General features: G+C 59.4%; 14 protein-coding genes and 1 pseudogene. 7 read left to right on the forward strand and 8 right to left on the reverse strand.

Annotated features, from left to right (window positions below; translation table 11 throughout):
* Positions 1 to 321 precede the first annotated feature (321 nt).
* Positions 322 to 1,418 (forward strand): annotated as a pseudogene (locus tag J4G43_RS52140) (IS3 family transposase); the annotation flags it as partial.
* Positions 1,419 to 1,768: 350 nt separating this feature from the next.
* Here the strand turns inward: J4G43_RS52140 and J4G43_RS52145 are convergent.
* Positions 1,769 to 2,794, reverse strand: coding sequence for an IS110 family RNA-guided transposase (locus J4G43_RS52145; RefSeq protein WP_166353271.1), 1,026 nt, complete (start codon positions 2,792 to 2,794; stop codon positions 1,769 to 1,771).
* A gap of 334 nt (positions 2,795 to 3,128) precedes the next feature.
* On the opposite strand from J4G43_RS52145, the gene J4G43_RS52150 reads away from it, so the two are divergent.
* Positions 3,129 to 3,854, forward strand: a complete 726-nt coding sequence (locus tag J4G43_RS52150) for a hypothetical protein (RefSeq protein WP_208089792.1) — start codon at positions 3,129 to 3,131, stop codon at positions 3,852 to 3,854.
* Here J4G43_RS52150 and J4G43_RS52155 read toward each other — a convergent pair.
* Entirely contained in the window at positions 3,795 to 4,157 is a 363-nt protein-coding gene (locus J4G43_RS52155) for a helix-turn-helix domain-containing protein (protein ID WP_208089793.1), read from the reverse strand. The two genes, J4G43_RS52150 and J4G43_RS52155, sit on opposite strands and share 60 nt — an antisense overlap.
* A 206-nt stretch (positions 4,158 to 4,363) precedes the next feature.
* Between J4G43_RS52155 and J4G43_RS52160 the strand changes: the two genes are divergently transcribed.
* The 4 genes from J4G43_RS52160 to J4G43_RS52175 all read left to right on the forward strand — a co-directional run bounded on the left by J4G43_RS52160 (position 4,364) and on the right by J4G43_RS52175 (position 9,678).
* Positions 4,364 to 5,493 (forward strand): IS3-like element ISRj2 family transposase gene (locus J4G43_RS52160; RefSeq protein WP_086023025.1). Its coding sequence is split into 2 segments (ribosomal slippage): positions 4,364 to 4,616 and positions 4,616 to 5,493, totalling 1,131 coding nucleotides; the frame shifts between segments, so codons are not numbered across the junction.
* Between the two features lie 328 nt (positions 5,494 to 5,821).
* Positions 5,822 to 6,016: a hypothetical protein gene (locus J4G43_RS52165; RefSeq protein WP_157790354.1), complete on the forward strand. Its 195-nt coding sequence runs from the start codon at positions 5,822 to 5,824 to the stop codon at positions 6,014 to 6,016.
* Complete coding sequence (locus tag J4G43_RS52170) at positions 6,013 to 8,475, forward strand: AAA family ATPase (RefSeq protein WP_208089794.1); 2,463 nt, start codon at positions 6,013 to 6,015, stop codon at positions 8,473 to 8,475. Before J4G43_RS52165 ends, J4G43_RS52170 begins: the two co-directional genes overlap by 4 nt.
* An 84-nt stretch (positions 8,476 to 8,559) precedes the next feature.
* A complete protein-coding gene (locus J4G43_RS52175; protein ID WP_208089795.1) occupies positions 8,560 to 9,678 on the forward strand; it encodes a restriction endonuclease in 1,119 nt (372 codons plus the stop codon).
* A 538-nt stretch (positions 9,679 to 10,216) separates the two neighbouring features.
* On the opposite strand, the gene J4G43_RS52180 is transcribed toward J4G43_RS52175, so the two are convergent.
* From J4G43_RS52180 to J4G43_RS52205, 6 genes are all read right to left on the reverse strand, one after another.
* On the reverse strand, positions 10,217 to 10,555 hold the full coding sequence (locus J4G43_RS52180; RefSeq protein ID WP_208089796.1) for a type II toxin-antitoxin system PemK/MazF family toxin: 339 nt from the start codon (positions 10,553 to 10,555) through the stop codon (positions 10,217 to 10,219).
* Complete coding sequence (locus J4G43_RS52185) at positions 10,542 to 10,757, reverse strand: AbrB/MazE/SpoVT family DNA-binding domain-containing protein (RefSeq protein ID WP_208089797.1); 216 nt, start codon at positions 10,755 to 10,757, stop codon at positions 10,542 to 10,544. Before J4G43_RS52185 ends, J4G43_RS52180 begins: the two co-directional genes overlap by 14 nt.
* A gap of 354 nt (positions 10,758 to 11,111) precedes the next feature.
* Positions 11,112 to 11,342: a hypothetical protein gene (locus J4G43_RS52190; RefSeq protein WP_208089798.1), complete on the reverse strand. Its 231-nt coding sequence runs from the start codon at positions 11,340 to 11,342 to the stop codon at positions 11,112 to 11,114.
* Between the two features lie 38 nt (positions 11,343 to 11,380).
* Positions 11,381 to 11,590 carry a hypothetical protein gene (locus tag J4G43_RS52195; RefSeq protein WP_225005936.1) on the reverse strand — a complete coding sequence of 70 codons (210 nt, stop codon included), beginning with the start codon at positions 11,588 to 11,590 and terminating at the stop codon, positions 11,381 to 11,383.
* 615 nt (positions 11,591 to 12,205) lie between these two features.
* Positions 12,206 to 12,535 (reverse strand): helix-turn-helix domain-containing protein, encoded by a 330-nt coding sequence (locus J4G43_RS52200; protein ID WP_208089799.1) that lies wholly within the window; start codon positions 12,533 to 12,535, stop codon positions 12,206 to 12,208.
* A 392-nt stretch (positions 12,536 to 12,927) separates the two neighbouring features.
* Complete coding sequence (locus tag J4G43_RS52205; protein ID WP_208089800.1) at positions 12,928 to 13,512, reverse strand: hypothetical protein; 585 nt, start codon at positions 13,510 to 13,512, stop codon at positions 12,928 to 12,930.
* A gap of 31 nt (positions 13,513 to 13,543) precedes the next feature.
* On the opposite strand from J4G43_RS52205, the gene J4G43_RS52210 reads away from it, so the two are divergent.
* Positions 13,544 to 13,684, forward strand: a complete 141-nt coding sequence (locus tag J4G43_RS52210; RefSeq protein ID WP_208089801.1) for a hypothetical protein — start codon at positions 13,544 to 13,546, stop codon at positions 13,682 to 13,684.
* Positions 13,685 to 13,959 lie beyond the last annotated feature (275 nt).

Here is a 13,959-nt window from a genome sequence, read left to right on the forward strand (position 1 = left end):
CCTCGAGATGAGGCTTAAGAGCCCCGGTCGCTCCGAGGTCAGCCGTAATCAGGATGGCCATGGCGCCAATGGCGTTGGCGAGAGCGTCTTTTGGTGGCACGAACCAGGGTGCCGAAAGCAGCGCCAGAAACCAGAGTGCAAGGCCGCTTAAGAACCAAACGCTTTCGAGCCCGCCGGTCGGCAAGAGGTTTCCCGATGCGACATACAGGCCGATGTAGAAGACAGCGACATTGGCAGCGAGTGCCAGTGAAATGGACCCCGGTTTTGGGACCAGAGGCTAAGTTGGAAAAGGGCCGCTCCGTTTGATAGACGGAGGGCATGATGACGAAGAAGACACGACGGAAGATCGACGCGGCGTTGAAGGCAAAGATCGCGCTGGAAGCGGTGCGGGAGCAGGCGACGGTGGCCGATCTGGCCCAGCGCTATGAGGTTCACCCGAACCAGATCTATGCCTGGAAGAAGCAGCTGCTGGACCAGGCGGCCCGGGCTTTTGACGCGGGTGTCGGGCGCGAGAGCGAGGAAACGCGCGAACGCGAGATCGAGAAGCTGCACGCCAAGATTGGACAACTGACAGTCGAGCGCGATTTTTTAGCGCGGAGGTCCGGAAGATGAGCACGCCGGACCGTCGAGGAATGCTCGATCGCGCCGACCAGGCGCTGTCGATCCGCCGGCAATGCATGTTGCTTGGCATCGCCCGTTCTGGGGTCTACCGGCCGCCACAGCCGGCCAACGACAACGACCTTGCCCTGATGCAGCGGATCGACGAGCTGTTCACCGCCTGGCCATTCCTGGGCTCGCGGCGAATGACCGCGATGCTGAAGGCTGAGGGGCTTCAGGTCAATCGCAAGCGCGTGCAGCGGTTGATGCGCAAGATGGGCATCGCGGCGCTGGGACCGAAGCCGAACACGACAAAGCCGGCGCCGGGCCACAAGATCTATCCCTATCTGCTGCGCAACATGACGATCGACCGGCCGAACCAGGTGTGGGCGGCCGACATCACGTATCTGCCCATCGGCCGCGGCTTTCTCTATCTCGTCGCCATCATCGACTGGGCGAGCCGTGCGGTTCTGGCGTGGCGGTTGTCGAATACGATGGACGTCTCGTTCTGCGTGGCGGCTCTGGAAGAGGCGCTGGCGACCTACGGCACGCCGGAGATTTTCAACACCGACCAGGGCAGCCAGTTCACCAGCGCGGCCTTCACCGGCGCGTTGGTGGGCGCAGGGATCAAGATCTCCATGGATGGCCGCGGTCGTTGGATGGACAATGTCTTCATCGAGCGGCTGTGGCGGTCGCTCAAGCATGAGGACATCTATCTCAAGGGCTATGCCGACGGCCGCGAGGCCAAGGCAGGGATCGCGAGCTGGATCGCCTTCTACAACGATCGTCGCCTTCATCAGTCCCTCGGCTATCGCACGCCGATGGCGGTCTGGCGCGAACGGATGCAGGCCGCGCAGGCTGTGGACATGGTGGACAACGCTGACGCGTTGACCACATGCCCATCTGTGGACGCCCCGGTGGATGCAAGAAGAATCTTTCGATTAGGTGTTGCGCGTAGTCGGGTGCTGACATCTGTCCGGCCTTGATTGCGACCGTCATATGTCGCGGGCCCGTATGGGAGTTCGCGGATCAGGTCCAAATCACAGCGGCGTACTTGGAAGCACTTGGGCATGTACTGGTTTTCCCGACCCCGTCTCATCGACTGTTGCGCCGTACCTTCCGTTTGACCTTCCTACCTCCTCGACGACCTCTGGTCGGGCGGACTAAGCGATTAAGCCGCTGCGACCGGAGCTTTGTAGACCCCACCGTTGACCATCAAAGCCCACACGGTGCGAGCCATCTTGTTGGCGAGAGCGACGGCGACAAGCATGGGCGGCTTACGAGCGAGCATGCGCTCCAGCCATGCCCCTTGCGATTGACCGCGTCGGCGAGCCAGCTTCACCACCGCACTCGCCCCGATGATGAGGAGACGCCGCAGCGTTCGCTCACCCATTTTCGATATTTGGCCGAGCTTCTGTCTTCCACCAGTGGAACGTTGCAGCGGCGTCAACCCCAACCACGCGGCGAAATCCCGGCCACGTTTGAAGTTTTCGGGCTCAGGCGCTAGCGCCATCAGAGCTGTCGCAGTGATTGGGCCGATGCCAGGAACTGTCATAAGCCGTCGAGCAACTTCCTCTTCTCGGGCTCGTCGCGCGATCTCAATATCGAGTTGCTTGATTTGCTCTTCCAGCACCGCCAGCATCTTGACTAGGATATCGAGCGCCGGTTGCGCCGCCGTTGGCACGCTGCTCCCGGAAGCTTGCGCGTGCTCAACCAGCGCGGCGACATTGGACGCCCCCTTTGCAACGACCAGGCCGTATTCGGCGAGGTGACCTCGCAACGCGTTTATGATCTGAGTACGTTGCCGGACCAAAAGATCGCGAGCGCGAAACACGACCGCGCTCGCCTGCTGGTCCTCACTCTTCACGGCGGCAAAGCGCATGGTGGGGCGTTGGGCTGCTTCGCAAATCGCTTCTGCATCGGCCATATCGTTTTTCTGGCGTTTCACAAAGGGCTTTACATAGGACGGTGGAATCAGACGCACTGCGTGACCCAGCTTGCCAATCTCACGAGCCCAGTGATGGGCGCTGGCGCAGGCTTCCATCGCTACCAGGCACGCAGGCTGCTGAGCAAAGAAAGCCAGCACATTATCACGACGCAGCTGTTTGCGGAAAACAACAACGCCGCCAGCGTCTGCGCCATGTGCCTGAAAAACATGTTTCGCCAAGTCTAGTCCAATCGTGCTAACTTCGTTCACGGACGCTTCCTCTTTCTGACGGTTCAACACCCTTCACTTTGGCACATCGATGCCGTCGAGGGGCGTCCACCCCATCACAGCAACTGCAGCAGACAGAGTCTCTGGCTGCGTGATAGAAAGGGATCAGGAGCGATCCGTTTCCAACTAACAAACCGGTTCAACCGGTCCCGCTCCGCGGGTCCATTTCACCAGGGCTCGATCGGCTAGCGTGGTCTGGATTCTGTCGGTTGACACGGTTCGGCTTTCCAGGTTGTGGTTAAGCTTAGCACACAACCTGTATAGTTCGGGACGAGAGCGCAAGGGCGGCTTCTGGTGCGCTGCATCAAGCCGGGCGATGTCCCCGAAAGCCGATGATGCTGATGATCATGGCGACGGATTTCTTATGACGACCCCATGGAAACCGTACGCTTGCACGGTGACGGCCGCAGGCGTTGCCGGCACCGCTTCGGTGCTGTCGACCGTGCATCATGTCACGCACACCGGGCCGGCCTTACGTATACTAGCTGATGGGCAGGTTACCCGAGGGTTGATCTACGACGAGTGTATCCTCAACGACTCCCGCACGACGGTCGTCTGGTTATCTCCCAACAACTGGCACAATGGCTCGCGTTACGGCTGCGTCCAGTTCACTTTTAATTTTGCCGACATCGTCGCACGCCGAAAGATCTATTGGGTGGAGGTTCGCAAATACAAGAACCACGCCTACCGCTTCATGATTTCCGACAAGGACTTGAGCAAGCTGCCGGTTACCCCCTACGACCCCACAAAGGAAGAGGGGCCGCTGCGACAGGTCGGCGGAGTCTGGTACTGGAATTCGGAGCACACGGCGGAATTCCTGCTCGATTCCAGTCTGATCCTTCATTTCTGCAAGAAGATCGATTTCGTCAAGCATCACGAGAAGATGTGTGCTGCACCAGGTGGCTGCGGGCAGCTTGGCCAGGACGGCACCAACGCCGCCGGGAGAGTCCTGGCCTTTCTGCTCTCCAGAGACCTACGAGGTCTAAACGACACATTCGACCATGGCGGCGAAGTTCTCGGAGCTAAAGAGTGCTCCCGCTGAAGCCGCGGAGTAGGGCGGCCTAAAGCAGAGCCTCGTTGAACCGTGAAAAGCATGCGCATCAGCTTTTTCTATTGAAACCAGCTTGAATTGCCCACGGAGTACCTTGGACGAGTCTGGCTGCTTCATCTCGACCAGCTTGGCGGCGTCGGTCTGGGTGACCTCCCGCTCGGCCATCAGCCGTTTTAACTGCACCACCAGTGCAGCTTTGAGCTGATGTTCCTCTGCGTTGGGCAGGCCGAGATCAGCAAAAATGTTGCCCGAGCCCTTGGTGTGGGCGGGCAGCTTCGTTTTGGTGCTTATCATCGCTCTCCCTTTGTTGCCTTGTGGATGGCCTCGGCTTCGCGCAAGCGCTGCCGGACCAGGTCTATGTGCCGTTGCGGGGTCGCAATCCCGCTGGTGGATTTCTTCTGGAACGCGTGTGAGAGCTGGCCCCGCAAATTCGGACAGTAGCTTGAGTGGATTTTCTGCCTGACAGCGGCGAGGATTCTTGCTGCGAATCAGGAGCGAAGATGACGAAGAAGAGCCGCCGGACGCATTCTCCGGCATTCAAGGCGAAGGTTGCTTTGGCTGCGGTCAAAGGCGACAAGACACTGGCGGAGCTGGCGCAACTGTTTGATGTTCATCCGAACCAGATCACGATCTGGAAAAACCAGCTCCTGGAAGGCGCCGCCGGCGTGTTTGGGCATGACAAGACATCGGCCGAGACGCCGGTCGATTTGAAGGCGTTACATGCCAAGATCGGCGAGCTGGCGTTGGAAAACGATTTTTTGTCCGGCGCGCTCACCAAGGCGGGCCTGCTGAGCGCAAAGCGATGATCGACCGCGGTCATGATCTTTCTATCGTGCGCCAGGCGAAGGTCCTGAAGCTGGCTCGCAGCACGGTCTACTATGAACCTCGGCCAGTTTCGGCCGAGGACCTTGCCTTGATGCGTCGGCTCGATGAGCTGCATCTCGATTATCCCTTCGCGGGAGCGCGTATGCTGCGATCGTTGCTGCGGCGGGAGGGCGTATACGCCGGTCGCCGCCACATCGCGACGCTGATGAAGCGCATGGGGATCGAGGCGGTCTATCGTCGCCCGAACACGAGCAAGCCGGCTCCGGGTCACAAGATCTACCCGTACCTGTTGCGCGGATTGAAGATCGAGCGGCCCGACCATGCGTGGGCAATGGACATCACCTACATTCCGATGCGGCGTGGCTTCGTCTATCTCGCGGCGGTCGTCGATGTGTTCAGCCGACGGGTCCTGGCCCATCGCGTCTCGATCACAATGGAGGCGGCCTTCTGCGTCGAAGCGGTCCAGGAGGCGTTGGCGAAGCACGGCAGGCCCGAGATTTTCAACACGGATCAGGGCAGCCAGTTCACCAGCCTCGAGTTCACCGATGTGCTGCTGGACGCGAAGATCGCCATCAGCATGGACGGCAAGGGCGCCTGGCGCGACAACGTGTTTGTCGAGCGGCTCTGGCGCACGGTCAAATACGAAGAAGTATATCTCCGCGCCTACGACAGCGTGTCCGAGGCGCGAGCGTCAATTGCCAAGTATCTGGCCTTCTACAATCAGGGACGCCCTCACTCGAGCCTTGACGGGCGCACGCCCGACGAGGCTTACTTCGGCACGCAAGCTATGGTGATGGCCGCATGACCGTCGCCGACGGTTTTGTCGTCGCTCTGGTCGGGCTACGCCCTCCCGACGCAACGACAAAACCGTAAAGCCCCGCGTTCAGCATAACCCGGCAGGAATCCACTTAAATCCAGCGGGGCGCTGTCCAAACAACCGGGGCCAGCTCTGACCGCTCTGCAAATTGAAGCCATAGCGCCTTACCTACCCGAGCCAACCCGACCCACAGACCAACACTCCCGGCGGCAATCGGTTGGTGTCTAAATACAGACAATGACTTTCGTAGCATGCGGAGCATCGCTCTATTGAAAGTTGTGCCGCGGTCGGTGAGAATGTGCCGAGGGGAGAGGCCATGGTTTTCAAATTCAGTGATACTGCGCCTTTGGGCGACAATTTTGCAGCATACAGTGCAGAGCTTGAACAGTTGGACTCGACGCTTGGACCTGTTCTAGCGACCCGGCTCAATGATCTCGCCGCCGGTGCGGAGCCGGCGCTGATTTGGGACGAGCTTCTCGCTGCGCTAGCGAAAACGCCGAAGGCACCATGAGCGGCTGGTTTTTGGAACGCCTCGAGATCGAGGGTGTACGCGGCATCAACAATGAGGGTGATCCTCTGGTGTTGAGTTTCGCGCACGATGCCGTCAACTCCGTTTCCGCGCCCAACGGCGTCGGCAAGAGCTCTATCTTTGACGCACTCACATACGCATTGCGCAAGAAGATTCCGAAGCTCGACGAGCTGCCGGCGACGGAAAGCGGTGATTCTTACTACTTGAACCGCTTTCATTCAAAAAACACGGGAACGATTCGTTTGACCGTGCGGCCAGACGGCGGAGGGGCGCCCGTTTCGCTCACCATAACCCGCAACGCCCTCGGCGTTCGCAAGGTGACTTCCCCAGCCAACATCGACGGCGAGAAGCTTCTGGAGTCCCTCAACCGCGATTTCGTCCTGCTCGACCACAAGACGCTGCAGTCCTTCATCGATGATAAGGCCCTCGACAGGGGGCGAGCCTTTGCGGGCTTGCTTGGACTCGCCGCATACTCGACCCTGCGTCAGGTACTGCAAGGGCTTGCCAACACGCGAGCCTTCAACAACCACTTCGAGGTTAAAGTCCTGACGCAACAGGAAACCTCCTTGAAGGCAACGATTGCCAAGCAGCAGGCTGAGGCGGTCGCGGCGTTTCAGTTACTGACGCAGACCTCTCTCCATGAGCAGAAAGATCACGCGGCTGCGATCGCAAAGGCACATGATGCGTTGCATCAGATCGCGGTTCTCATGCCGCACTGCGCTGGCAAGAGCTTTGCTGATATAGCACTCGACGACTGCGTGGAGTCGATCAAGAAGGCTGAAGGAGGCGATGGTCCGGCGCGCCTGGCTACGTTGCGACGCCAGGAGACCACGTACACAAGCCAAATCTCGATGGGACCAACCGATGCGGACCATCAGCAACTGCTCGCGCTCGCGCAACAGCGCGACACTACGTTGTCAAAGACAGCTGGCCGGTTGCTGAAGGATCTTTACGCCGCGAGCCGCGCCGTTCTTGTGGATGAGTGTTGGCCGAACAAGAACAAGTGCCCGGCTTGCGAGCATGAAGGCTCCGGACCTTTGCTTCCCGACTTGGAGGTGCGCCTGGCCGCTTTCCAAGAGCTCGAGGACTGCACGGTCAACATCGATGCCGAATGGAAGGCAAAGTCGTGGAGCGATTTGCGCAAGCTGGAGGAGGCCCATGCCGTCAAGGATGAGAAGCTACTTTTCGCCAATCTGGCCCATAGGCCCGAATTGGCTCTAACCGCGGCGAACGTTGCAGATCTTTGGACCTGGCGAAACACGTTGATCGACCGAGCGTCGGCGGCCCTCAAGGACACAAAGACCAAGCGCGAGGCGCTGGAGAAGGAACTTCCGGCGTCCCTCGTTGCGGTCACGACCGCGGTTGAGGCCGCCAGACGCCTGCAGAAGGCTTGGAATGAAATCGAGGGCGCGCAGGCCTCTCTCACGAAAGTCACCGGCAAGCTTGCGGCCATCACGCGGATCAAGGCCTTCCTAGACCGGGCGAGTGAGACCTTCGCTACCGCGGAGGCGAATCTTTCCAAGCGCCGGTTGGCCGCCGTCGAGCCCCTGTGTCAGAAGTTCTTCGGCTCGATCATGTACCAGCCTGTCAAGCCGTCGCTGGCCAAGGCCGATGGTGCCGAGGCTCTTTCTATCGGTCTGTCCGAGTTTTTCACGCTCAAGAACGTGTCCGCGCAGGCGCTCCTCTCTGAGAGCTTCCGCAACGCGTTTGCCGTGTCGGTCTACCTGGCGGCGGCGATGCTTTATGGAGGCGAGCCGCGGTTCGTGGTTCTTGACGATGTGACCTCCAGCTTCGACGCGGGGCACCAATTCCACCTGATGGAGCTCATTCGTACCCAGTTTGCGCGTCCGATGCAGGCTGACGGGCCACAAGTCATTCTTCTGAGCCATGACACCCTCCTCGAGAAGCGTTTCAACCGCAACAGCGGCCAGGGGTGGCGACATCAACGGTTGGAAGGGACAGCCCGCACGGCCGTGTTGCCGCAATCTGATGCGGTCAATCGTGTTCGTGATGCCACTTTGCGGTTCCTGCAGGCCGGCCAGATCGACGACGCGGCGCCGCGACTTCGTCAGTACCTGGAGCATCGGCTACTGGAGATCATCCAGAAAGTGAAAATCCCGGTCCCGATTGATTTCGCGCTCGACGACAACAATAAGCAGGTGGGCAATGCGGTGGCCGCGATCGAGGCGGCCGTGAAGTTGCACAAGGCCGCCGGCGATCTGATCCTGGATGCAGCACAGCAAGCGGGCCTACAGACTCATATGGCCAGTATCACCGGCAATTTCGTGGCCCACTACGCGACGGGGACGACCAACGCGTTCTCCAGCCCATCCTTGCAGGGCGTGATGCAAGCAATCGACACCTATGCCGAATGCTTCATGTGCGAGGATCCGCCTGGCAGCGGCACCAAGCGCTTCTACCGCTCACTGAATAAACGATGATGCGCCTTCATCGCCTTAGTTGAAGGCGGCGAATCCGCTGGTAGAATCCGAACTATGTCTACTTAGAAGGAGTGGCGACCAGCTATGTCTCCTGTCGGCGCCATGTATGTCGGCCGATCTAAGGAGTTTGAGAAGCTGAAATCTCTCCTGACTGGAGAATTTCCGCGAAGCGTCGTCGTGACGGGCCTGGGCGGGATTGGAAAGACGAGCTTTGTTCAAATGTTTGCCCACGCCGCTGCGGATTTATTTCCCGACGGCGTGGAGTTCTTAAGTGCGCCACTCCACGAGGCCAGGGCGGCACAGCCCATTGGGCTACCGGCTCCCATCGTCGCCCGATTTCTGTTGGTAGTCGATGATCTCGACAGGGTGTCATGGGAAGCCCAGTCTCAGTTGATGAAGCAGCTTGACGAGGCTCACTTCCGGTATCCAAATCTGCGAAGCATCGTGATTTCGCGTGTCCAACTCGCACGTATGTCCTCCGAGCAGATCGTGCTGGGCGGCCTGGATGAGCGAGAGTTCTACCTGCTCGCTAACAACGTCGCTGAGGAGATGGGGGCGTCCCTCCAGCTGCAAGACCTTCAACGGCTGCGAGAAATCTCACAGGGACACCCCGCAATTGTGAGTTTGGCACTGCAGGAGCTCCGCAGCGGTCGGAGCGATGCCATAGGTGAGATACTCCGTCACCTGCGAGGTTTTCGAGCAAATGGCCTTGTGGGGCCTGACGGCAGGCCGCTGAAGGGCGATTCCGAGCGGCAGGTCATTGTTGAGGTCAGCACGGCCAACGATGAGATCCTCAAGCTTCTGAGGGCCGAGCCAGAACTGGTGAGGAGCCTACCGCCCCGCAAGTTTGAAGAGTTGGTCGGAGAGATACTGGCCAAGATGGGCTACGAGATCACATTGACCCCCGAAAAGAGGGGCGGTGGATTCGACATCTATGCCGCACGAAAAGAAGGATTAGGGCAATTCCTCTATTTGGTCGAATGCAAGCGATACGCTCCTACGCACAAAGTGGGAGTCGAGATCGTGCGATCGCTTCATGGGGTTCTTCAGGCCGAGCGAGCGACCGCCGGCGCAATCGTCACAACGTCATTCTTTACGTCAGGGGCCAGGGAATATCAGCAGCGCATTGAACACCAGATGCAACTGCACGACTACATCACGCTCCAGACCTGGATAAAGGGATTCCCGCTCACTCGAAGTTAGCGGAATATTCCATAATCTATGTTATGCGAACGCAGATAGTTAAATAGAATCACCTGGATAGCGCTGCTAAGCTCCATAACACAAATGATCAAGGATCTAGAGAGCTTCTATTCCAGCGGGGTGCGTATCCGCCCTACGCGATCTCGACGGCATCAATATTCTGGTTGAATGAGACCCCATCGGACTGCCCTGCTCGTCCGCGACCGCGCCGTTGTCGATCGGCGCGATCCTGGTCTCTGTCATCCAGGATGGCCATAGGATCTTCTGCTAGGGGGTCACAGAAGCAGAAGTGCGTTCACATCATGGCTGGTTAGGAGCGACAAAACATACCACGTATATGATCGAGAACAGCGTGCCTAACCCTAAACACCGCGACGCGATCGCAAGTCAGAAAAGCAACGGGCTCTCATCTCTCAGCAGTACACTCCCAAAGCCCAATGGTATCTGCATCGTTCGGAAGCTATTCAAGAACTTAAATCCGACAAGCGCGAACGCGACCATCACGACCATAAGTATCGATATCACTGGGATCGGCGGATCAGCTACCCAGAATGCCGCGCATCTCTGATAAAACTTCGATCATCAAACGAGGCTTGATGCGACCGAGCCGTTCCGCGTCGCGCGCCTCTATCGTCGCTATCTTACAAGGTCGAATGATGGAGGGAGCAGGCAGACCGGCCTCTTCGTAGCGACTGATTGCAATATCCCCGGGCCATGTTCTGTTTTCAGCACTCGTGATCATCACCACCCAAAGAAGGTTTCCATTTTCCCCGATGCCTCCTGTGGATACAACGAGTGCCGGGCGATGCTGACGAGTTGATCGATCAGTGTACGGGAAAGGAACCCTAACGACGTCACCCTGCTTAAAGGCTGGCATAGGCTTTCCGATCTGCCTCGCTGTCCCATTCGCTGAAGGTGACGAAGGGATCATCGACCAGAGCAGGTTCAGCCTTTGTCAGCACGACCTTATCACCAGTGATCGTATAAGCGATCTCATCACCTTCCTTCAGATGCAGAGCGGTTCGGACTGCCTGGGGGATCGTGGTTTGAGCTTTGGTAGTCAGTTTACTCGTAATCATGCGCACCCCTCCAGTCAAGGACTTTCCTTACTGTAAGGAATTTCCTTTCAATTTCAAGCCACAATAGCTGCGGAAGGACGCGGGGCTGGCGGGGCTCTTGCCTAGCAATACCTCTAACGGTGCACCAGGCCGGCGCCGCCCACGATCCCTTTCTAAAGAAAGTAGCCGGGAGACGTACTTTGGTCGGAAGTCGCCACTTTTCGCGGCCCGTCGCCGACGTCGAGATCAGATTTTTAACAGCTTGCAAGGGATATAGGGGACCTACTTTGATCGGCGCCACCAAGATAGCGCCGGCGCCGGCCGACCAACGCTCGACGCGGCCTAAGGCACGCTCGGTCGCACCGATCCAGCGTCCTAGGGCAGCAGCTTCCCCAGCGCCGTGGTGAGGCATTCACGGGCCCATGCGACTGCTTTTGCCTGGGCTTCCTCTTCGTCGTCCGCGACGCCCTGCGCCACTACATCGTCACTGACGTCCGTAACACACCATCGCCAGGCTTCCTGATAGAAAAACGTATCGAAACGCAGCACATCGGCGTTGAAGGTATGGCCGGCTGCGCTCTTTTTCCATTCCACCGGCATCTGCATCCCTCAGAGAATAGCCCCCTTGCGCTTTCGTCCTCGCTCTAATCATTGCGGGCATGACCATTGGTCAAGACTGCGAGCGTCGGGAGCGCACGGTCGACGAAAGCTATGTCGTCACCGACATGCACGCCGTCGCCATCCCCACGCGGATAGTAGCCGGGCAGATCCACGGTGACGCTCCGCCGCACATAGGTGACCGTAAATGGCCGCACGCCACGGGGCAGAATCTCGCCCGTCTCAGGCGAAAGCATTGTTTCGAAAGAGTGCCGGCCCTCGTGGTCATTGCGACTTCTCCGCGTATTGCAGCCGTCCAGATGATTGCAAATCCATCCGACCTCCTGAAGTCGAGCCCGGCATCATCAGTCTGATCCCCGGAGCCGCGGTGGCAGGCAACCCGCGGCAACGGCGCGCGCAGCCTGCAAGGGCGTCTCTTCTTCCTCTAGGCCAGCCGGCGGCAATCGGGCTCTTTCGCGTCTCGTTGATGCTCTTGAGTATCTGCCGGGCCTCTGGGCGATGCCGGCGTCGGCCAGGCCGATCAGCAGGCTGCGGTGTTCAGCAGATGTGCGTTCTTCAGGCGCGCAATGCGCAGTTCAGGGACATCCGAGTCTTCGAACGGCACCAGCGGGATCATCGCCGGATACCCTGCCTTGCCAAGGCCCTCGCATGCTCGTCGACGGCGATCTCGCCCAATTGTCCGGTCGGCGCCGGAAGCGCGGAGAAGGAGCTGGAGGACGCTTTGAAGAACAAGCTCCGATGCCGAGATCGACGCCTACCTGCCGGCGCCGCTGAAGCGGTCAATGCCGGCTCGGGATGAGGCTCCTGAAATGTGCCGCGGCGCGACTGCAGGTCTCACCGAAGACGGTCGCTCATTGACGGTCGGAGCTCGCAAGACCGCGCCTTGTCTTCCTGCCCAGGCGTTCCTGGGCCGGCGCTTCGGGCTCCCTCTTTGGCATGTCCACCAGGACCTTCCCGGGCGGCATCATCAATTCCGCGAGCTCGAGACCGAGTGCGATCGCGATCCTGTCCAGTGACTGCAACGTCGGATTTACCGTTCCCGCTTCGAGCCCGCTGATCAGCGCCTGGCGCAGGCGCGAAGCGTCGGCAAGGTCATATTGCGACCAGGACTTTTGCAGGCGACGCTGTCGCAAATTGCGTGCAAGCAGCCGCTTTGTGTGGGCCGGATTTCGCCGCTTCATCCGGCAGGATGATGCATTTCGCGCGCGCCGACCAAACACGCTATAACGTATGAAATACGCTATGACGTGTTCTGTGCACCGATTTCGCCGAACCACCTTCCCTTAGTCCGCGCCTCCTCTTGGCGGACCACTTTTCGCGGCGCTCGCCGCCCTGCAACCGGGCCCGTCCGGAGTTTTCCCCGTTCCCCTAATGGCATCGCCTTGACTCAATGCTCCCGGCGAGTCGGTCTAGAAAGCGATAACGTAACCAACGGGCCAGTGGATTTGGTGAGAGGAATGGATCATGACGAGACGTCAGCAACCCAATTTTTATGGTGATGCCCATGCGCGACGAAAACGGCGGAAAGTCCTGGCACATCATTGACGGGCGACGCGTCATCTCGACGGGCTTTTCAGCCGACCAACATGTCGCCGCCGTTCGCGCGTTCCGGAAGTACCACGTCGACAAAGAGCAGAAGCGATCCACCCGTGCAATGAGGCATCGCGAAAGAGAACGCTCCGCCGAACCGCACGCGACAAGCGATGTGCCCCTTTCGTCTGAGACATCCGTCCCCTCTTGAGCCAATCCATGTCATTCGACCTCCAATATTGACCCCCGTATTGCCGCATCTGCGAAACCTTGATGTCGCCATTGCCAATGACCATCCGATGTCGATTAATCGGTCGCGCCAGATGGCTTTCCCGGCTTGCTCGACGAGAGGGGCTGTGGGCGGGTGGGGCCCTATCGAGCCGTCCACAACCCCGGGCAATGGGGCAGCGGTCGTGGCGTCGTCGAGCGGGCTCTGGGCGACCAACCGTCCGGCAGCCCTCCGTCTGAGCGCCCTCAGCAGACGTTGCACAATCGAATGCTGTCTCTTTCCGAACTCCTCGGGGTATTTCTCGCGCAGCCGGCCGACAATTGCGAGCGCCGTCAGTTGCGGCTGCTCTGCGAGCCACGCTTCGATCGCGGCAATATGCGGGTCGAGCTTGGACGGCATGCGAAGTCTTATAGGACCAACGAGTTCGCCGGTGCGTGGCACGCGGCTCGCCGACCGTCGCGGTCTTGCCGAGCGTCTTCGCGAACGTCGCCGCGGTCGCTGGCAGGATGCTAGTGTGAGCGGGTTGCAGGCGGCGCGCTTGTCCGGCACGACGATCGACGCGATCGCCTAGTTCCTCTTGGGTTGCGCGAATCTCCGCCAACAGCGCGACCGGATCGAGCGAGCGATACTGATCGCGTAGCCGTTTCGTCACGGTCGCGGTCACCTTGGAATGCGCCAAGGCACGCTCATAGGGCGTCGATGGGAGATGATAGCGCTTGATCACTTTAGCCCCTTCGCGACGCTTCTCCTTCAGCTCGATCGACGTGACGTAGGGCCGTGCCGCCGCGTAGAGGCCGGCCCATCATGCGCGCTGTCTCGACGCCATCGAAGCGGCCATAGCCCATG

It is taken from the genome of Bradyrhizobium barranii subsp. barranii, from assembly GCF_017565645.3.
Lineage (GTDB): Bacteria > Pseudomonadota > Alphaproteobacteria > Rhizobiales > Xanthobacteraceae > Bradyrhizobium > Bradyrhizobium barranii.

Bases quoted from the DNA above. Each gene is read 5' to 3' on its own strand.
- J4G43_RS52150 (WP_208089792.1), top strand. From the start codon at position 3,129: ATGTCCCCGAAAGCCGATGATGCTGATGATCATGGCGACGGATTTCTT.
- J4G43_RS52155 (WP_208089793.1), bottom strand. From the start codon at position 4,157: ATGATAAGCACCAAAACGAAGCTGCCCGCCCACACCAAGGGCTCGGGC.
- J4G43_RS52165 (WP_157790354.1), top strand. From the start codon at position 5,822: ATGGTTTTCAAATTCAGTGATACTGCGCCTTTGGGCGACAATTTTGCA.
- J4G43_RS52170 (WP_208089794.1), top strand. From the start codon at position 6,013: ATGAGCGGCTGGTTTTTGGAACGCCTCGAGATCGAGGGTGTACGCGGC.
- J4G43_RS52175 (WP_208089795.1), top strand. From the start codon at position 8,560: ATGTCTCCTGTCGGCGCCATGTATGTCGGCCGATCTAAGGAGTTTGAG.
- J4G43_RS52180 (WP_208089796.1), bottom strand. From the start codon at position 10,555: ATGCCAGCCTTTAAGCAGGGTGACGTCGTTAGGGTTCCTTTCCCGTAC.
- J4G43_RS52185 (WP_208089797.1), bottom strand. From the start codon at position 10,757: ATGATTACGAGTAAACTGACTACCAAAGCTCAAACCACGATCCCCCAG.
- J4G43_RS52190 (WP_208089798.1), bottom strand. From the start codon at position 11,342: ATGCAGATGCCGGTGGAATGGAAAAAGAGCGCAGCCGGCCATACCTTC.
- J4G43_RS52195 (WP_225005936.1), bottom strand. From the start codon at position 11,590: ATGCTTTCGCCTGAGACGGGCGAGATTCTGCCCCGTGGCGTGCGGCCA.
- J4G43_RS52200 (WP_208089799.1), bottom strand. From the start codon at position 12,535: ATGAAGCGGCGAAATCCGGCCCACACAAAGCGGCTGCTTGCACGCAAT.
- J4G43_RS52205 (WP_208089800.1), bottom strand. From the start codon at position 13,512: ATGCCGTCCAAGCTCGACCCGCATATTGCCGCGATCGAAGCGTGGCTC.